Genomic DNA, 17,651 nt, shown 5'->3' with positions numbered 1-17,651 from the left:
CTCGTACGGTGCGCCGGGTGGGACAGGCCCTACCGCCCCCAGCGCAGGCCCGGCGTCTCCACCGGCGCATCCCACAGCTGCAGCAGCTCCCCGTCCACCTGACACAACGACACCGAACACCCCGCCATGTCCAGCGACGTCACGTAATTCCCGACGAGCGTACGAGCCACCGGCACCTTGCGCTCGTCCAGCACCCGCCGCACTTCCGCGCTGAACCCGTAGAGCTCCAGCAGCGGCGTCGCACCCATCCCGTTGACCAGCATCAGCACCGGCAGCCGCGGTTCCAGATCCTCCAGAATCGCCTCCACCGCGAAGTCCGCGATCTCGCGCGAGGTCATCATCGCCCGCCGCTCCCGCCCCGGCTCGCCATGAATACCGACCCCCAACTCCAGCTCACCGGCGGGCAGATCGAACGTCGGACTGCCCTTCGCCGGCGTCGTACAGGCACTCAGCGCCACCCCGAAACTCCGCGAGGACGCCACGACCCGCCGCGCCAGCGCCTCGACCCGCTCCAGCGGCATGCCCTCCTCGGCCGCCGCGCCCGCAATCTTCTCGACGAAGAGCGTCGCCCCGGTCCCGCGCCGCCCCGCGGTGAACGTCGAGTCGGTCACCGCCACATCGTCATTGACGAGCACGCTGGCGACCTGCACCCCCTCGTCCTCCGCCAGTTCCGCCGCCATCTGGAAATTGAGGACATCGCCGGTGTAGTTCTTCACCACGAACAGCACACCGCTCCCGCTGTCCACGGCCGCCGCGGCCCGCACCATCTGATCCGGCACCGGCGAGGTGAACACCTCCCCAGGACACGCGGCATCCAACATCCCTGGTCCCACAAACCCCCCGTGCAGCGGCTCATGCCCACTCCCGCCCCCGGACACCAACGCCACCTTCTCCGCCACCGGCGCATCCCGCCGCACGATCACCCGGTTCTCCACATCCACCACCAGTTCGGGGTGGGCCGCCGCCATTCCCCGCAAGGCGTCCGCCACAACGGTTTCGGTGACGTTGATAAGCATCTTCATGGGTACCTCCTGGGCAGCTTCGCAGGCGAGTCTCTGACCGGTGTTTTTCCAGGTCAGTCACGATTTCGGCGATATTGGTGTGAGCGGTCCCGCACGGCCGGAGACGGACTCCGGTGCGGCCGATGCCGACTTCATGCCGACATTGCTGATGGGGCGTCACGTGAGCTCGTGCCGGCCTCCAAGGCGTCGAGGGCGTACGGGATCAGTATCTGACGGAGAAGGGGGAGGCGCACTGCTGTGTGCCGGTGTCGGTGTGGTCTGTGTGGTGTGGTCACTTCGCGCTGCCCACGGGTGACCCGCCTTGGCGGGTCACTGCCTCCATGACACACCTCCCTCCGGGCGCGAGTCCCTCGCCACCCGCGGCGTACGGTGCGGCCTCCTGTCCGAGCGCCAGGGCAGGGTCGTGGCCTCGGGTCCACCGCGCGAAGCGCTGGCGCCGCAGTCGCTCGTGGAGGTCTTCGGCGTGCGCTCGGCCCGGCTGCGCGAGGTCAGCGGGAGGCGGATCGGGCCGCCGCGGCCGAGACGGCCACCACGTCAGCGAGGAAGCGGAAGAGTTCCCGCAGACCACTTCTTGGTCACCGTCGAAGAACCCGTGCGGCCACTGTCACGTTATCGCCGTGGCCGGCCCCGCGGGACGGGGTGAGGCCGTCGCACCGCCGCGTCGTCGCAGGTCAGGCTTGGGTGGCGGGGCTCGCCATCGCCCCCGGGGGCCGCACCATGAAGACATCGATCGGGTCCTGGGCCGCCACGACGAATCCGTGGCGCTCGTAGAGCCGACGGGCAGCACTGCCCTGCAAGACGTTCAAACCCACGGTCATGCCCCGCGCGTCGGTCCGCCCCAGCACCGTGCGCAGGACAGCGGATCCGAGCCCTCGGCCCTGATGATGCGGAGCAAGGTAGAAGTGCTCCAGCCACTGCCTGCCGTCGGCGGGCCGCAGCGTGACGCATCCTGCGAGTGCGCGGTCGATCATGATGATCGACGTGTGCTGCCGGGAGAAGGAATCCCGCAGCCGCTGCCGCACCCGGTGCTCGTCGTAGCGCCCCAGGCGTTCCAGATCCGCACGCATGACGGTGGCCCGCAACTCCGCGATCGTCTCGATGTCCGCGGCCGCCGCAGAGCGCAGCACCCAGCCCGCGCCATGCGCCGACGTGGACCGTGCGGACACCGCCACGTCCGCTCGCGTCCCGTTCCCCGTCACCCCGGCATCCATGCGCCGGAGTATCTCAGTCTGCCGCTCTGGCCAGGCACCTGGGCATCCCCACCCCGACTGCCCATCCCCACGCGCTCCCTCGCGGACCGAGCCGCACGCCGTGACCGGCATCGAGCTCGGCAGATCGAGCGGCGCCACCCCGTCCTCGACGCCGGGCAGCCCGCCGGGCTGCGACCGCTCGGCCTCGGCCCGTCAGTTGGGCAGACGTGCACACCGACGGCAGGCGCGGACCGAACTGGCCATCACGCCGTGCGAAGCGGCGGCGAGCGAACCGGCGAGCGCGATCAGCGGCCAGTTCGTGGCCAGCACGGAGGCGGTGGCGAGGGCGAGTGTGGCGATCGCGATGGACACACTGGCAGTGGTGCCCGTCCACCCGACCATGCGCGGCAACCGGTCCGGGATGGGCAGCCGGCGGGCGAGGGTTCCGGTGGCGGCGAGGGCCACTGCCGTGAGCAGGGCTGCTCCCACCGCGATTCCGGCCAGGTGCACGGCCATCAGCTGGGCGGTCCGTGACAACAGCCAGTCCTGGTCGTGGTCCGCGCTGCGGACCAGGTACCAGCAGGCGATCAGGAACGGGGCGGTCGCCGCTGTGGCCCGGGCGGTGTGCCGGGCCTGGGCGATGGTCAGTTCCCGTTGGCAGCTCGGCACAAGGTCGTCCGTGCTCCCGAACTCGCGCACCGCCTGGTCGGCGGCGCGACCGTAGGGCATCCCGTCGCGGGTGCGCTCCGCCACGGCATCCGTGAGGCCGTCGCGTATCTCTTCGACCAGCCTGGCCTTGGCCCGGACGGGGCCGTGCAGAGCGGCTTCCAGCGCCGCGACGTAGTCCTCGATGGGGTCGTCCCGTCGCTCCGTGCTCACGTGGTGAGCCCGGGCGGGATCACGGGGTTGAGGACCGAGCCGATCGCCGTCGTGAACTCGCTCCAGGCCGTCCGCTCGTTGGCCAGGGAGCGCTGCCCTTCGTCGGTGAGCTCGTAACAGCGCTTTCGGCGTTCACCGACGGACTGCCAACTGCTGCGCAGGAGCCCGACCCGCTCAAGGCGATTCAACGCCGGGTAGATCGTGCCCGTACGCAACTCCAGTGCGCCGCCGCTGCGTTGCTGCACCGCCGTGATGATCGCGTAGCCGTGCAAGGGGCCCGACTCGAGCACGGCGAGCAACAGCCCGTCCAGGTGCCCTCGTACCGCGTCTTGTCTCATGAGTGGGCAGCCTACCTATTCGGGCTCTTGGCATGCTATCTATTGGCAGCCAACATATCTGCTGCCGGTGAAAGGGTCCGCAGTGACCAAGTTCTTGTTATCCGTGCATGTCCTCGTGGCGATCCTGGCGGTCGGGCCGATCGCCGTGGCCGCCTCGATGTTCCCCCGCTACGCACAGCAGTTGGCGCCCCACGCGGAAGATCCGAACGGTCGGGCCGCCGGCGTCGCCGCGATCCTGCACAAGATCTGCCGCGGCTACGCACTCTTCGGAATCGCCGTCCCGGTCTTCGGATTCGCCACGGCCGCCCAGCTCGGGGCGCTCGGCGACATCTGGCTCATCGTCTCGATCATCCTGACCGCGGCCGCCGCGGCCGTTCTCGCGATGGCGATCCTGCCTCACCAACAGCGCGTTCTGGCGGTGGCCCGGGGAGCGGCCGAAACGCACGCGCCGCCGCCCCCGGCGAGCCGACTGTCCATGCTCACCGGCATGTTCAACCTTCTGTGGGCGATCGTCGTGATCCTCATGATCGTTCGCCCCGGCTCCACGACGGGGGCGTGACGCCCATGCGTACGCTGCGCATCGCGGCCGCCGTCGAGGCCGCCTCTCTCGTCGTGCTGCTGCTCAATGCGTTGACCGTCCACGCGAAGCCGATCACGTCGCTCTGTGGACCGATCCACGGCACGGCCTACCTCGTCGCCCTCGCGATGACCTGGATGGCCCCGGCCGCCGCGTCGTCGCGTGCCCGGTGGCCGGCCCTCATCCCGGGAATCGGCGCGATGCTCGCCCTGCGCAGGCTCCGCAACGCCTCTGTCGGCGCCGGTGCGCCCGGACCCGTACCGCCTCAGGGAGGATGCCCGTCGACCGGGGCCAGGCCGGGCTCATGGCCAGGAGCGGCTCGGCAGCCGCCATCGAGGTCATCGGGCCGGTGAAGAACTTCGGCGTATGAAGACCGGGGAGTACCCGCGTTCTTGCCGCGCGTCGAGTTGGCCGAGCTTCTCCCTGCCAGCGGCGAGGCTGACGGAGGGTCCTTGCGCCGAGCAACAGGGAACTGCTCGCAGCTCCGGGGCGTTGGTGAGGCAGGGTCATGCTGGCGAGCTTGTCAGTCATGGCGGTGGCGCGTGCAAGTGGAGCAACGCCGGGTGGAGATGGTGCTGCGCGATGACGCACAAGACGGCGCCCCGCCCCGCACGGGCCTTGGCCTGGACGCGGGTACTGCGGTCGTTCCACAGCGGCGCCGAGACGTCCGTTGAGAAAGTAAACCGCCTCTTCGGCAGCGCCGACGGTGAGGCCGGGGCCGGGGCCGGTGCCGTATGCCCCGCCCGACGGTGACGCCGGCCGTCACGGGCTCCACCACGCCCACCACGGCTTCGTTCCGGTCCAGTAGACGGAAGGGCGCCCGGGGATTCCCCGTCTCCCGGTTGAGCGCGGTCGTGGTTCACGCGGCAGCGTCGCCCGATTCCGCAGGGTCACCCTCGGGGTGCTCGGGATGCGCAGGCCAGGACCCGGATCACTCTTGAAATATGGGAGAGCGATCCGAACGCGTACTCGGTCCCCCATCGACGGTCAGCCGACGGCGTCCCATGCCCCGGAATACGGAGCTGGGGCGGCGGCACACCGTGTCGTCGAGTCGGTGAAGAGGAACGGGCCGCTCGCCCGTTGCACGGGCACCGATCGGCCGCATGCCGATGAAGAGGTGATGCACGTATGAATGACGGGACCAAGGTCCTGCTCGCCGCTGCCGTGGCCGGCGGCTACGTTCTGGGCCGTACGAAGAAGGGCCGGTTCGCTCTCAGCGCCGTTTCCTATCTCGCCGGGCGGGAATTCGGGCTTCAGCCGCGCCAGCTCGTAGTGGAGGGGGTCCGCAGGCTCGGTGAGATACCCCAGGTCACGGAACTGGTGGAGCAGCTGCGCGGGGAAGTGATGGATGCCGGCCGACAGGCCGTCACGGCCGCTGCCAACCGTCAGTTGGAGTCGCTCGCCGACACGCTCCATGACCGTACTCTCCAGCTCGAGAGCGGTGAGGAAGAGTCGGAAGAGGAGGGCGAAGAGCCGGAAGGGGAATACGAAGAGGAATACGAGGAGGAGGAAGAGGAGCCGGAAGAGCCGGAGGAGGAAGAGGAAGAAGAGGAAGAAGAGGAGGAGTACGGAGAGGAGCCGGAGGAAGAAGAGCCGGAGGGAGCAGAGGAAGAGGGAGAGGAAGAGGAAGAGGAAGAGGAAGAGGAAGAAGAAGAGCCGGAGGAGCGCCCCCGTCGTCGTGCCTCGCGTAAATCCGTGAAGGCGGCCCGGGAAAAGCGGGCCGGCAAGAAGTCGGCAGCAGGGAAGCCCGCCGCCACCGAAAAGAAGCCTGCTTCCGGCAAGAGGGCCGCGAAGAAGTCAGCCCCCGCCAAGAAGTCGGCTCCTGCCAAGAAGGCCGCGGCGAAGAAGACCCCGGCCAAGAAGGCGGCCCCGGCCAGGAAGACCGCGGCGACGAAGACCACCGCGAAGAAGTCGGCCCCTGTCAAGAAGGCCGCGGCGAAGAAGACCCCGGCCAAGAAGACGGCCCCGGCCAAGAAATCTGCGGCGAAGCAGACCGCCGCCAAGAAGGCACCAGCCAAGAAGGCCCCCGCGAAGAAGGCGCCGGCCAAGAAGACAGCCGCAGGCAAGAAAGCGGCGTCGTCGAAGAAGGCAGCCTCGTCGAAGAGGGCTGCCCAGAAGACATCATCGCGCGCCGCGCGCCGGAGGTAGCCGGTCATGGCCAAGACAGAACGGGAAAACGGCGGCGCAGGAGACTCGGGTATCGATCGACTGCGTGACGAGCTCGGAAATTACGTGAATGCCTGGGTCGGGAACATGGCCGAAAAGGCCGGCGACAAGCTGATGGATGTGACAGGCCAGCTTACCGATGTCGCCGAGAACGGCGGATCGCTGTCCAAAATCGGGGCCGGCATCCTCCAAGGCGACTCTCCGATCAAGGCTGCGATCACCGGGAAAGCAAAGGACGTGAAAGATAAAGTCCTGGGGAAGGCAAAAGAAGCCCTGGGCGGCGGAGGAGGAGGGAAGTCGGGGGATACGAAGGTCACCAACATCATCGAGGTCATTGATGTCGGTGTGCCGATACGCACCGCCTACGATCACTGGACGCAGTACGAGAAGTTCAGCGGCTTCACCAAGGGCGTACGCAACGTATCCCAGGGCGATGAAGTGACCAGTGACTGGAAGGTCAAGGTCGGTCCGTCAACGAGGGGCTGGAAGGCGACCGTTCAGGAACAGATCCCCGACGAGCGCATTGTCTGGACGTCCGAGGGAGCCAAGGGATCAACCCGGGGTGCCGTCAGTTTCCATGAGCTGACGCCCAGTCTCACCCGCATCGTGCTGGTCGTCGAGTACTACGCCTCGGGCTTCTTCGAGAAAACGGGCAACCTGTGGCGGGCTCAGGGGCGACGCCTGAGGCTGGACTTCAAACACTTCCAGCGCCATGTCTCGCTCACCGACGAGGAGCCGGAGGGCTGGCGCGGGGAAATCCGCGACGGCGAGGTCGTACGGACCCACGAAGAGGCCATCGAGGACGAAGAAGCCGAGGACGAAGAAGTTGAAGACGAAGAAGGCGAAGAAGGCGAGGAGGGCGAGGCCCGTGACCGTGAGGACTATGGCGAGGAGGGCGAGGAATACGACGTGGATGATGAGGATGGTGAGGTAGAGGGCGACGAAGAAGGTTACGAGGAAGAGGGTTACGCGGAAGAGGGTGGCGACGAGGAAGAGGAATGAGTACCTCGTCCCGCTGTCCACGCCATGTGTTCGCCCGCTGACATGACGTGGCTCGACGGCCGCGCCGGCAACGGGCCACCCGGCATCCGGTCCCGTGGCTGATCCGAGTCGGCCGGATGCGCCGCATCACGCCGAATGCGCCGCATGACGCCGTACGGCACCGTAGGTGCCACTCAGGCTCTGGGATGCCGTTGGCCGCGCCTGCCTGCCGCTCATGACGGCCGGACGCGGCAGCGGCGGCTCAGCCCCTGCTGAGCCGCGCCGCCGAACCGCGGCTCCCCGGGCCGTGCCGTTCCCGGCGGGAGCATCCGATGCGTCCCAATTCCCCCCGGTTTCATGCCGTATATGATGTAGTGGCGCCTCTTGAAGGTGGCGCGGGCAGCATCGTCTCCGATCCCGGAGAGAGAGCATGGCCGCAGAGGAAGAGGATGGCCCCGCACGAGTACGGCGGCCGTCCGGCAAGAAGACCGTCAAGAAGACTGCCAGGACCACTGCCAAGACGACCGCCAAGAAGACTGCTGGCAAAAAGACCAGCAGTCTTCGGCCCGACAGCCGTGAGAACGGGAGCGGCACGGAGCACGCGCCCCGTCGCGTGTCGGCGCCGCGGGCCATGCGGTACGCGGCCGAGCAGCTTCAGGAGCTGCTCGGGCGGGCCCCCGAGTCCGTCTCCTCCGTGAAGCCGACGGAAGACGGCTGGCAGGCGGATGTGGAAGTGCTGGAGCTGGCACGCGTCCCCGAGACCACCAGCGTGATGGCGAGCTATCGGGTGACGCTGAACGAGGAGGGCGAATTGGTGGCGTACGAGCGCACCAGCCGCTACACCCGCGGGCAGATCGACCGGGGTACCTGAGGACTTCGGCATGCCGGTGCAGCACCGTTCACCAGGCGAACGAAACGGCCGCCCCGCCCAGGCAGGGGCGCGTCGACGAAGGGAGGCACCGTGACTGTGGTGCCGCAAGGCGGAGGAACCATCTCCAGGGCGGGCGGGGCCGGCTCCGGAAACCTCTACGACATCCTCGATCTGATTCTGGACCGTGGCCTGGTCATCGACGTCTTTGTGCGGGTGTCGCTGGTGGGCATCGAGCTCATCAAGATCGATGCCCGCATCGTCGTGTCGAGCGTCGACACCTACCTGCGCTTCGCCGAGGCCTGCAACCGCCTCGACCTGGAGTCGGGAGACAAGGCGCCCGCCCAGTTGACGGACATCGTCGGCGAGGTCACCGAGGGCGGTGCCCAGGGCAAGGCCAAGGGGGCGCTGCAGGGGGCCGCGGAGGCCGTGTCCGACGCCGTCAAGGGGGGACGCGACGACGACGAGGAGCACGAGAGCCGGCACGCGGAACGCCACAAGGAGCCCGCAGGGAAGCGGGAGCGGCCGGCACACCGCCCGGCCCGGCGCCGGAAGGAATAAGCCATGGCCGTGTACGTCTACTCCGTTGTCGCGATCACCCACCCACAGCGCCTGGACGGCCTCGGCGGGGTAGGGGACCCGCCGGCCCCCCTCCGTACGGTGCGCGGCCGGAAGCTCTCCGCAGTCGTCAGCGACGCTCCGGAGAACCTGCGGCCCAAACGCCGCGACCTCGGCGCGCACCAGGCCGTACAGGAGCGGCTGATGTCCGACGGCACGGTCCTGCCGCTGCAGTTCGGCTTCACCACCACCGATGACGACGCCGTACGGGAGGTGCTGGAGGAGCGTACGGACGAATTCACCGCACGGCTGGAGGCGCTGGAGGGCTGCGCCGAATACCACCTCAAGGCTGCCCAGGACGAGGACGCACTGCTGCGCGAGATCCTTCGGGAGTCGGATGAGGCGCGTGGGCTCAACGAGGAGATCAGGAGAGGCAGCAACAGCCCGCAACTGCCGCTCGCTCTCGGTGAAGTGATCGCACAGGAAGTGCAGGCCCGCCACGACCGGCTGGCCGCCGGCGTCGTCGAGGTACTCCGGGAATTCGCACGGGACGAGAGCGCGTCGCCGGCGGCCGGGGACGACTTCGTGAACGTCTCCTTCCTGGTGGACCGGGACCGGGAAGCGAAGTTCCTCGCCGCGGAGCAAGGGCTCGCCGCAGAGCTGGGTGACGACTTCGACCTTCGCCTGCGCGGCCCGCTGCCCCCGTACAGCTTCATCTGAGGAGCACCTCATGGGCCTGCTGACGCAGATCACCACCTTTCCGCTGGCGCCGGTGCGCGGCGTGGCCTGGGTCGTCGGGCGCGTCCTTGAGGCCGCGGAGAACGAGTACTACGACCCCGAGCCGATCGAACGGGAGCTGGCCGAGCTCGAGCGGGCGCTCCTCGCGGGGGAGATCGACGAGGAGACCTTCGACCGGCGCGAGGACGAGCTGCTGGACCGGCTGGACGAGATCCGCGCCCATCTGCGGGGGACCGACACCGACAACACCGGCACAGGAGAATGAGGTGGAAGGGCCGTGACCGAACCCGTCGCCAGGAGGATGGGCGACTACCCGTCCAGGTCCGCCACGCCGTACGGCCAGGGCTCCTCGGCCAATCTCGCCGACATCCTGGAGCGCGTCCTGGACAAAGGCATCGTCATCGCCGGCGACATCCAGATCAACCTCCTGGACATCGAACTGCTCACCATCAAGCTGCGCTTGCTGATCGCATCGGTGGACAAGGCGAAGGAGATGGGCATCGACTGGTGGGAGCACGATCCCGCGCTGTCCTCCCGTGCCCGCGACGACCATGAGCTCGCCCAGGAGAACGAACGGCTGCGCGCCGAGATCGCGGCCCTGCGCGACGGCAGCGAAGGCGAACTGCCACCGGCCGAGGGCGAGGAGAGCCGCTCAGGCACCGCTCGGCGTCCCACGCGTACCGCACGCACCGCAGGTACCGAACGGGCAGCGCCGAAGAGCCCGCGCAGCAGGAGGCGGGACGAGCGATGACCGAGTCCATCACCTACGCGTACGGTGCGGCTCGGGACGCCGACGGACTGCTGGAGGAGGCGCTGCCCGGGCTCCCCGGGGTGGCGGATGCTCCCGTCCATCTCGTGCGTGCGGAACACGGCGGCGAGGTGGTGGTCGCCGTAAGCCCCGTGCCCGCACAGGACTTCCAGGAGGACGCGCTGAAGGCGCATCTGGAGGACCTGGACTGGCTGGAGTCGGTCGCCCGTGCCCATCACCGTGTGATCGAGGCGCTGGCCGCCCGCGCCACTGTGCTGCCGCTTCGTCTGGCGACGGTCTATCTCGACGACGACCGGGTACGGAGCATGCTCGATGCCCGCCAGGAGGCGTTCGCCGAGCGCCTGTCCCATCTGGCCGCGCACGAGGAGTGGGGCGTCAAGATCTATGTCGAGAAGCCCGCAGCGACGGAGAGCCGGCCGGAGCCCGCAGCGGCCCCGGAGCCGACCCCGGACCTGAGTCCCGGGCGGGCCTACCTCAGCCACCGCAGAGCGCAACGGCATGCCCGCGACGACACGTACCGGGGCGCCGAGGAGGCCGCCGCACGCGTGGAGGCCGCCGCACGCGGCCACGCGGTGGACCGGGTCCAGCACCGGCCGCAGCAGGGCGAACTCGCCCGCGGGCCCGGGGAAAATGTCCTCAACGACGCCTACCTCGTACCGTGTGAGCACGCCGAGAGCTTCCGCGCCGGCGTCCTGCAGGCCACCGAGGGAATCGACGGGGTACGTGTGGAGGTCACCGGCCCCTGGGCCCCGTACTCCTTTGCCGGCCCTTCCGAAGCCACGCCGTCGAGGAGCGCCACGCCATGAGCGCGGCGGACCGGCAGCCGGCGGCCCGGTCACCGGAGGCGGACCGGCAACCGGCACTCGAGCGGTCACCCGCGGGCGACCGGTCACCGGCGGCGGACCGACCGCTGCCGGACCGGCAGATAGCCCTCATCGACCTGCTGGACCGCTTGCTCACCGGAGGCGTGGTCCTCACCGGCGACGTCGTCCTCTCCATCGCCGACATCGACCTCGTACGCATCTCACTGCGCGCGCTCATCGCCTCCATCAGCGAACAGAACCCCTCGCCGTGGCACGGCGAGGCCACCACGCCGACGAGACGGCCATGACGATGCCCCCTGACGGACGCCGGCCGGCCGACCGCTTCCGTGACGTCGCCGACGCGGCCTCCCGCGCCGCCCGGCGGTTGCCCGCGGCATCCCAGAACGCGCCGCCGCTGCACACCGCGGAAACCCGCGGCGCGGCGCAGCGCATCAACACCGACCCCGACACGGTGGAAAGGGACCTCGTCAAACTCGTCCTCACCCTGGTCGAGCTGCTGCGCCAGCTCATGGAACGCCAGGCCCTGCACCGGGTCGACGCCGGAGACCTCACCGAAGAACAGGAGGAGCGCCTGGGGACCACTCTCATGATCCTGCACAACCGCATGATCGAACTCTGCGCCCGATACGACCTTTCCCTGGAAGACCTCAATCTGGACCTCGGTCCGTTGGGGACCTTGCTGCCGCCGTCCGACTGAGCGGTTTCCCCTGAGGTGGGACAATGAAAACCGGGGAACGGGTGATCCAGGAGCCGTGCCCGGCGATCCGACCGAGAATCCCGCCGGCTCACCGAAGCCTCCGCTCGACCGAAGCCTCCGAGGGAGCACGACATGGGCATCGGAAAGAAGCTGCAGAACATTGGCCACATCGCCGAAGGGAAGTCCAAGGAATCGACGGGGAAGGCCGTCGGCAACGAGAGCCTGGAGATGAAGGGCAAGGCCGAAAAGATCAAGGGCATGGTGAAGCACGCCGCGGAAAAGGCCAAGGACGCTCTCAAGCACTGAGGACGCTCTCAAGCACTGACGCCCACGAACGTGGCAGCGCCCGGTGGTGTCCACCCGGGCGCTGCCCCGCATCGCCGCCGGCCGCCGGGCGGAGAGACCCCGGCTGCGTCTGCCGCCACAGGCAGGCGGACGCACCCAGGGCCTGTCCGATGGGTCATGGCCGGGCCCGCGCCCATCGGACAGGCCCTAGTCCGCGAGGGTGTACGGGCGGTCGCGCCGGGCGTCGTGGAGGACCGAGCCCCACCAGAGGAGCTGGTCAAGCAGAGCCTTGGCATCGCCGCTGGGGACCTCGGGGTCCTTGAGGCGACCGTCGGGCGTGAAGAGCTGGTAGTAGCGGGGGAACGCGACGTAGTCGCGGACCGTATGGGCCTGCAACTCGCCGAAGACCTGCCGCAGTTGCTCGATCGCCAGAAGGCCGCCGCTCCCTCCGCTGTAGCCGACGAAACCGATCGGCTTGGCCTGCCACTCGGTGTAGTGCCAGTCGATGGCGGCCTTCAGCGAGGCCGGGAAGCTGCGGTTGTACTCCGGCGTTACCACCACGATCGCGTCGGCCGCCCCGATCCGCCGCGTGAGGTCCGCCATCTCGGCGGGACGGGCCATGTCGGGCTCGAGCGCCGGCGGCACGGGCGGCAGCTCGAGCGGCAGGGGCGTCTCCGCCAGGTCGATGAGGTCCACCGCGAACCGGCCGTGCTGTTCGGCCTGCTCGACGAACCAGCGCGCGGCCACGGGCCCGAACCGGCCCTCCCTGACGCTGCCGATGATCACTGCGAGGTTGAGGGGCTCACTGGCCATGACTGTGCTCCTTGTCCGATGTCACAAGTGACCGTGGGGTCACGTCCCTCAATCTGCCGAGCGGGGCCAAGGCCAGGAAGGCCGGGCCGGGACTGGTAGTGGCAGGGCCACGATCCCGTCGGCCGCGGCTGTTACGTTCGCACGGTGAGCGACAACGAGCTGGGTCTGTTCCTGCGGAGCCGCCGCGAAGCCGTCACACCCGCTGAGGTGGGGCTGCCCACCGGCCCCCGCCGCCGTACGCCGGGTCTGCGCCGGGCCGAGCTGGCCACGCTTGCCGGAGTCAGCGTCGAGTACGTGACCCGGCTCGAGCAGGGGCGTGACCGCCGGCCGTCCGCCCAGGTGCTCGCCGCGCTGGCCGACGCACTACGGCTGATCGCGAGCGAACGCATCCACCTGCACCAACTCACCAAGGCGGCCGAGGGCGGCTTCACCTGCATGGGTGGTGCGGCGCCGAACCGCACGGTACGGCCCACCGTGCGGGCACTGCTCGACCGCCTCGAGCCCGCCCCCGCCGTGCTGCTCAACCGGCTCAGCGAGATCCTCGCCTGCACCACGGGTTACGAGCGGCTGGCGGGCCCCATCGGGCTGCTGGACGGCAGTCCGCCGAACCTCGCCCGCTTCGTCTTCACCGATGACCGCGCGCGTACCGCCTACCCCGACTGGGACCGTATCGCCGACGAACAGGTCGCCGCCCTCAAGCAGGGGCCGTTCCGGGCGGACCGGCATGTAGCGCAGCTCGCCGATGAATTGAGCGTCACCGCCGGGGTGGCTTTCGCCGGGCGCGTGGAGACCCTGCCCGGCCTTCCGAAGTCCAGCGGCATCGCGCGGCTGGTCCACCCGGAGGCGGGGGAGCTGCGCCTGGCATACGAAACCCTCGAACTGCCCGCTGACGACGACCAGCGCCTCGTGGTCCATCTCCCTGCCGACGACGCCACATCCGCCGCGCTCGACCATCTCACCGGCCGCCGGCCGGGCGTTCTGCGCGCAGTGTCCGGATGACGCGGGCCGCTTGAGCACGGCGCGAGGCCTATGGCGCGAGGCAAGAGCCGCGACGCATGAGGCGTGGCACATAAGGCCGCGAGCCCGAAACCACGCCGTAATCCGGGCGGTTGCCGCACCCTCCCACGACACCACCCAACACACCCATCTGGCATATACCAGTCAGCCGCGGCCCACGGCTGACCAGCGGCTACCACGCTTGTACAGTACGCGTCAGCAGTAACGGGGAAGTGGTCACGACTCGCCTCGCGAGTCCGGCCAACGGCGTGTCGGCGGCACTCGGACGCGGCACCCAAGCACGGGCCGACATCTGCCGGCCGGCAACTCCCGCACGGCGCCCGGCCCGGCCGGGAAGTGTGTGCGGGAGGCGTCTCCAGGTCTGCCCGCGAGCGCAGCAGTTCGGCGCCGTGCCACCCATCCGTGTCCGAAAGGAAGCACATGTCGTACCCTCCGCAGCCCGGAGGGCCGGGCGGCAGCAATGCGTACGGCCAGGCGCCCCGGCCTTCCCAGCCCCCAGGTCCACCCCCGGCAGCTCCGGGCCTGCCCCCCTCGGGGCCCTATGTGCCCCCGGGCCAGGGCCCGGCACCTCAGGGCGGCCCGTACGCGCCGCAGCAGCCCTGGCCGCCGCAGGCCGGCGGTCCGCCGATGCCGCCCCCGCCCCCGCCGTCCGGCGATGAGAACAAGGGGCTGAAGCGGGCGGTCATCGGAGTGATCGTCCTCGCCGTGCTGGCGGTCGTCGGCATCGGCGGAGTGGCGATCGTCAAGAACATGGGCAGCGAAGCGCTGCCCACGGCCGCCGGCGGAGACGGGTCCAAGGGGCAACTGCTCAGCGAATCCGATATATCCAGCCTGCTGGACGGGCGGAGCAAGGCCCTCCAGGGCGGTGACGAGGACGCCTTCCTCGCCCCCTTCTCGGGCGCCGCGCGCACGCAGCAGAAGAAGATTTTCGATAATCTGCGCAAGGTGCCGCTCGCCGAGGCCGAATACCGCGTCACGAAGCAGACCGGCACGGGCGACAACGATTACGGGGACGGTGCGACGGTCGCACTCGATGTGGCTTTCGTCCACAAGATCAAGGATGTGGACGTCCAGCCGGTTTCCGAGTGGTACCGATGGGTCGTCAAGCGGAAGTCGAAGAGCGAGAAGCCGACCATCACGAAGGTGGGCGGATCGCCGTCCGCCTACGGGGCGAAGGGGTACGTCTATTACCCCGCGCCGTGGGATGCCTACGACAACATGTTCGTCAAGAGGCAGCCGCATTCGGTCGTCATCGGCGACAGCAAGAACACGGCGCAACTGAGCCGGGTGGCCCCGGCCATCGAGAAGGCGGCCGCCGACGACGTGGCGTACTGGGGCGCGAACCCGCCGACCACCGCGACGACGCCCAAGTCGTTCGCCGTGATCGTGGAGCCCGAGCGGAAGACGTACAAAACGCTGTACACGAGCGACCAGAAGGACCCCGGCTGGGACGCGGGGATGAGCGTGGCCATGCCGGCGTACACCGGACCGTACGAGACGTTGGGGGACCGGCCGCAGTTCGGTGGCGCCCGGATCAAGATCGACGGCAGCTCGGGCTATTTCAAGGGCAGTGACTGGCAGCGCGGGGTGGCGCAGATCTCCCACCATGAGATGGCGCATGCCATGGTGCAGCCGCTCGACAAGGGCGACCACAGCTTCCTCACGGGCGCCAAGGGCGGCCCGCGCAATTGGGCCGTCGAGGGATTCGCCGAGTACATCGCCTTCCACTTCGACCCGAAGGCGGGCGGCGACAAGATGCGATACGCGTTCCGCGGCCACGAATTCGACAACAAGCTGCCGGATGTCGACTCCGAGTTCGGCTCCTATCCGCACAGCGTCGGCATGGACTACTCCCTCAGCTATCTCGCCCTGAAGTACATCGAGAAGAAGGGCGGCGAGGCGGCGGTCCTGAAGTTCGTCGCGGACCACTACCAGAAACCGAAAAAGCTGGACCAGCAGTTGCAGGAAGCCACGGGCCAGAGCGGCGCCGCGTTCGAGAGCAGCTGGGCCAAGTACGTAAGGAGCGTGGTCCGATGACGGGCAACGGCATCCCCGGCCCGGCAGGTGGGCCGCCGCAGAACCCGCCCCCGGCCTCCGGCGCGGTGAATTGGCAGAAGGCCGCACCGCCGCAGGCTCCCCAGCAGCAGCCACAGCAGCCACAGTCCCCTGCGCAGCAGCAGGTGCCGCAGCAGCAGGGATACGGCTACCCACAGCAGCCACAGCAGCCACAGCAGCCACAGCAGCCACAGCAGCCCCAGCAGGGATACGGCTACCCGCAGCAGGCGGCCGCGCCTCCCCAGGGATACGGTGCCGTGCCTCCGGGCCAGCAGCAGTACGGCGGAGGCCAGCAGCCCCCGCCGCCCCTCGCGGCGCATGCCCCGTACGGCCAGGCCCCGTACGGCGCTCCGGCCCCTGCATCCCCGGCGAAGAAGGGCAAGGCCGGCCTGATCGTGCTGTTGGTCGTGGCGCTCCTGGTGCTGGGCGGGGCCGGTGCCGGTGCCTGGTTCCTGCTGACCGGGTCGTCCGTGGAGGAGAACGTGCTGTGGTCGCAGCCCGGTTACAAGGGCAAGATGCCTCCCGGCGAGAGCGTCCAGCAGCTCGACGGCACCTGGACCACCGACAAGACCCTCATCCAGGCCCTTCCCGACGGTGTGAAGGCGTACGACCTCGCCTCGGGCAAGCGCCTGTGGGCGACGCGGCTTCCGGGTGACAGCAACGTTGCCTGCTCCGCGCCGCGTCAGTCGGACGGTGACATCGGCATCATTGCGTTCGGTGACAACAAGGCCTGCAACCACATCGCCGCGTACGACCTCACCACCGGCAAGCAGCTGTGGACCAAGGAGCTCAAGAAGCAGCCCAAGCCCAAGCCCAAGCCGGGCGCCGACGACCGGTTCAAGCCCGGTGGCGTCGACTTCGGCGGGAAGACGGCCTACTTCGCCCGCTCCGGCGGCGTCGTGATCTCGCAGGGGTACGGGGGCAGGCAGGCGTTCAAGGTCTCCGACGGTTCCGTGGCGTGGAAAGCGGAGTCGACCGCCAACTGCGACACTCCGTCGTACACCGGCGGCAAGGTCCTGATCCGGGTACGCGCATGCCACACCAAGCCCGTGCTCGGAGTGCCGTACGACGAGGTCTCCCGGGTCGATCCCGCGACCGGCGAGGCCATGTGGACCTACACCTTCCAGCCCGAGAGCAAGGACGAGCTCGACGCCGGGATGGCCACCGGTGATGTCGTCAGCACGGACCCGATCGTGCTGCAGCCGGAACGCCAGGACATGGGGCTGATCGTCCTGGACAAGGAGACGGGCAAGATCCACAGCCGTTTCTCCCCCAAGACACCGGCCACATACGTGCAGACCCACAGTCCGTCGGGGTCGCCGTGGGCGGAGGCCGCGGCCTTCGGCAAGACCTTCGTCATGAGCGTGGTGGAAGGCAACAGCAAGAACCTGCTGGCCGCCTACAACCTCGACAGCGGCAAGCTGCTGTGGAAGACCAAGCCGGACGAGTCGAGGGACTACCACCTGCTGCCGGGCACGGACGGCGGCAAGATACTTGCCTACGTGCGCATCAACGGCAATGACAAGGGCCCCGAGCTCGTCGAGTACAACCCCAACACCGGCGCCCCGCACACTCTCGTCGAGTATCCGGAGAGAGTCGCCGACGGCATCAGCCTCCGCCTCATGCCCACGGTGCGTGACGACAAGATGTACCTGACGGCCATCCCCAACCGGACGTTCAATCCGCTGGAGAAGTACGGCATCATCGCCCTCCGGATGTCTCCGGCCAAGTAGCTCCGCTCGGCACCAACACGCCGCCGTGCCCACCCTTAGTTGTGGGCACGGCCGCGGAGCGGTGTGAGGTCCTGACGTCCAGATGGCCGTACCCCGGAACCCGCGAAGACCCCCGAGAAAGGAAGAGAGGGGGGGAGGGAA

22 protein-coding genes are annotated in these 17,651 nt (G+C 68.9%); 17 read left to right on the top strand and 5 right to left on the bottom strand.

What is annotated here, in order from left to right; translation table 11 throughout:
- Positions 1-29: 29 nt before the first annotated feature.
- From dhaK to AB0D04_RS27435, 4 genes are all read right to left on the bottom strand, one after another.
- Positions 30-1,022, bottom strand: a complete 993-nt coding sequence (dhaK, locus tag AB0D04_RS27450) for a dihydroxyacetone kinase subunit DhaK (protein ID WP_362708368.1) — start codon at positions 1,020-1,022, stop codon at positions 30-32.
- A gap of 671 nt (positions 1,023-1,693) precedes the next feature.
- Positions 1,694-2,233, bottom strand: a complete 540-nt coding sequence (locus tag AB0D04_RS27445; protein ID WP_362708365.1) for a GNAT family N-acetyltransferase — start codon at positions 2,231-2,233, stop codon at positions 1,694-1,696.
- A 192-nt stretch (positions 2,234-2,425) separates the two neighbouring features.
- Entirely contained in the window at positions 2,426-3,091 is a 666-nt protein-coding gene (locus AB0D04_RS27440; protein WP_362708363.1) for a permease prefix domain 1-containing protein, read from the bottom strand.
- Positions 3,088-3,429 (bottom strand): helix-turn-helix transcriptional regulator, encoded by a 342-nt coding sequence (locus AB0D04_RS27435; RefSeq protein WP_362708360.1) that lies wholly within the window; start codon positions 3,427-3,429, stop codon positions 3,088-3,090. Before AB0D04_RS27435 ends, AB0D04_RS27440 begins: the two co-directional genes overlap by 4 nt.
- Positions 3,430-3,511: 82 nt before the next feature.
- Between AB0D04_RS27435 and AB0D04_RS27430 the strand changes: the two genes are divergently transcribed.
- The 14 genes from AB0D04_RS27430 to AB0D04_RS27365 all read left to right on the top strand — a co-directional run bounded on the left by AB0D04_RS27430 (position 3,512) and on the right by AB0D04_RS27365 (position 11,913).
- Positions 3,512-3,988 carry a hypothetical protein gene (locus AB0D04_RS27430; protein WP_362708437.1) on the top strand — a complete coding sequence of 159 codons (477 nt, stop codon included), beginning with the start codon at positions 3,512-3,514 and terminating at the stop codon, positions 3,986-3,988.
- Positions 3,985-4,359, top strand: a complete 375-nt coding sequence (locus AB0D04_RS27425; protein ID WP_362708358.1) for a DUF3817 domain-containing protein — start codon at positions 3,985-3,987, stop codon at positions 4,357-4,359. Before AB0D04_RS27430 ends, AB0D04_RS27425 begins: the two co-directional genes overlap by 4 nt.
- A gap of 189 nt (positions 4,360-4,548) precedes the next feature.
- Positions 4,549-4,680, top strand: a complete 132-nt coding sequence (locus AB0D04_RS27420) for a DUF6191 domain-containing protein (protein ID WP_362708355.1) — start codon at positions 4,549-4,551, stop codon at positions 4,678-4,680.
- A 454-nt stretch (positions 4,681-5,134) separates the two neighbouring features.
- The gene (locus tag AB0D04_RS27415) at positions 5,135-6,154 is read left to right on the top strand and encodes a histone H1-like repetitive region-containing protein (RefSeq protein ID WP_362708352.1); all 1,020 of its coding nucleotides are present in this window, start codon (positions 5,135-5,137) and stop codon (positions 6,152-6,154) included.
- Positions 6,155-6,160: 6 nt separating this feature from the next.
- Positions 6,161-7,174 carry an SRPBCC family protein gene (locus AB0D04_RS27410; RefSeq protein WP_362708349.1) on the top strand — a complete coding sequence of 338 codons (1,014 nt, stop codon included), beginning with the start codon at positions 6,161-6,163 and terminating at the stop codon, positions 7,172-7,174.
- 409 nt (positions 7,175-7,583) lie between these two features.
- A complete protein-coding gene (locus tag AB0D04_RS27405) occupies positions 7,584-8,024 on the top strand; it encodes a gas vesicle protein (RefSeq protein ID WP_362708348.1) in 441 nt (146 codons plus the stop codon).
- 90 nt (positions 8,025-8,114) lie between these two features.
- Positions 8,115-8,582 carry a gas vesicle structural protein GvpA gene (locus tag AB0D04_RS27400; RefSeq protein ID WP_362708346.1) on the top strand — a complete coding sequence of 156 codons (468 nt, stop codon included), beginning with the start codon at positions 8,115-8,117 and terminating at the stop codon, positions 8,580-8,582.
- 3 nt (positions 8,583-8,585) lie between these two features.
- Positions 8,586-9,299 carry a GvpL/GvpF family gas vesicle protein gene (locus AB0D04_RS27395; RefSeq protein ID WP_362708344.1) on the top strand — a complete coding sequence of 238 codons (714 nt, stop codon included), beginning with the start codon at positions 8,586-8,588 and terminating at the stop codon, positions 9,297-9,299.
- A gap of 10 nt (positions 9,300-9,309) precedes the next feature.
- A complete protein-coding gene (locus AB0D04_RS27390) occupies positions 9,310-9,582 on the top strand; it encodes a gas vesicle protein GvpG (RefSeq protein WP_362708341.1) in 273 nt (90 codons plus the stop codon).
- Between the two features lie 36 nt (positions 9,583-9,618).
- Complete coding sequence (locus AB0D04_RS27385) at positions 9,619-10,068, top strand: gas vesicle protein (RefSeq protein WP_362708434.1); 450 nt, start codon at positions 9,619-9,621, stop codon at positions 10,066-10,068.
- The gene (locus AB0D04_RS27380; protein WP_362708339.1) at positions 10,065-10,892 is read left to right on the top strand and encodes a GvpL/GvpF family gas vesicle protein; all 828 of its coding nucleotides are present in this window, start codon (positions 10,065-10,067) and stop codon (positions 10,890-10,892) included. The genes AB0D04_RS27385 and AB0D04_RS27380 overlap by 4 nt, the downstream gene beginning before the upstream one ends.
- Positions 10,893-10,996: 104 nt before the next feature.
- Complete coding sequence (locus AB0D04_RS27375; RefSeq protein WP_362708431.1) at positions 10,997-11,197, top strand: gas vesicle protein; 201 nt, start codon at positions 10,997-10,999, stop codon at positions 11,195-11,197.
- Positions 11,194-11,607: a gas vesicle protein K gene (locus AB0D04_RS27370; RefSeq protein WP_362708337.1), complete on the top strand. Its 414-nt coding sequence runs from the start codon at positions 11,194-11,196 to the stop codon at positions 11,605-11,607. Before AB0D04_RS27375 ends, AB0D04_RS27370 begins: the two co-directional genes overlap by 4 nt.
- Positions 11,608-11,739: 132 nt before the next feature.
- A complete protein-coding gene (locus AB0D04_RS27365; protein ID WP_362708334.1) occupies positions 11,740-11,913 on the top strand; it encodes a CsbD family protein in 174 nt (57 codons plus the stop codon).
- A 186-nt stretch (positions 11,914-12,099) separates the two neighbouring features.
- Here AB0D04_RS27365 and AB0D04_RS27360 read toward each other — a convergent pair whose 3' ends face one another.
- Complete coding sequence (locus AB0D04_RS27360) at positions 12,100-12,705, bottom strand: NAD(P)H-dependent oxidoreductase (protein ID WP_362708331.1); 606 nt, start codon at positions 12,703-12,705, stop codon at positions 12,100-12,102.
- Between the two features lie 144 nt (positions 12,706-12,849).
- Here AB0D04_RS27360 and AB0D04_RS27355 point away from each other — a divergent pair, with 144 nt between their 5' ends.
- The 3 genes from AB0D04_RS27355 to AB0D04_RS27345 all read left to right on the top strand — a co-directional run bounded on the left by AB0D04_RS27355 (position 12,850) and on the right by AB0D04_RS27345 (position 17,510).
- Positions 12,850-13,704, top strand: coding sequence for a helix-turn-helix transcriptional regulator (locus tag AB0D04_RS27355; protein ID WP_362708328.1), 855 nt, complete (start codon positions 12,850-12,852; stop codon positions 13,702-13,704).
- Positions 13,705-14,265: 561 nt separating this feature from the next.
- A complete protein-coding gene (locus tag AB0D04_RS27350) occupies positions 14,266-15,759 on the top strand; it encodes a hypothetical protein (RefSeq protein WP_362708327.1) in 1,494 nt (497 codons plus the stop codon).
- Entirely contained in the window at positions 15,756-17,510 is a 1,755-nt protein-coding gene (locus AB0D04_RS27345) for a PQQ-binding-like beta-propeller repeat protein (RefSeq protein WP_362708325.1), read from the top strand. The genes AB0D04_RS27350 and AB0D04_RS27345 overlap by 4 nt, the downstream gene beginning before the upstream one ends.
- Positions 17,511-17,651 lie beyond the last annotated feature (141 nt).

This window comes from Streptomyces sp. NPDC048483, from assembly GCF_040651455.1.
Lineage (GTDB): Bacteria > Actinomycetota > Actinomycetes > Streptomycetales > Streptomycetaceae > Streptomyces.
This window is presented reverse-complemented; position numbering and strand designations above follow the sequence as displayed.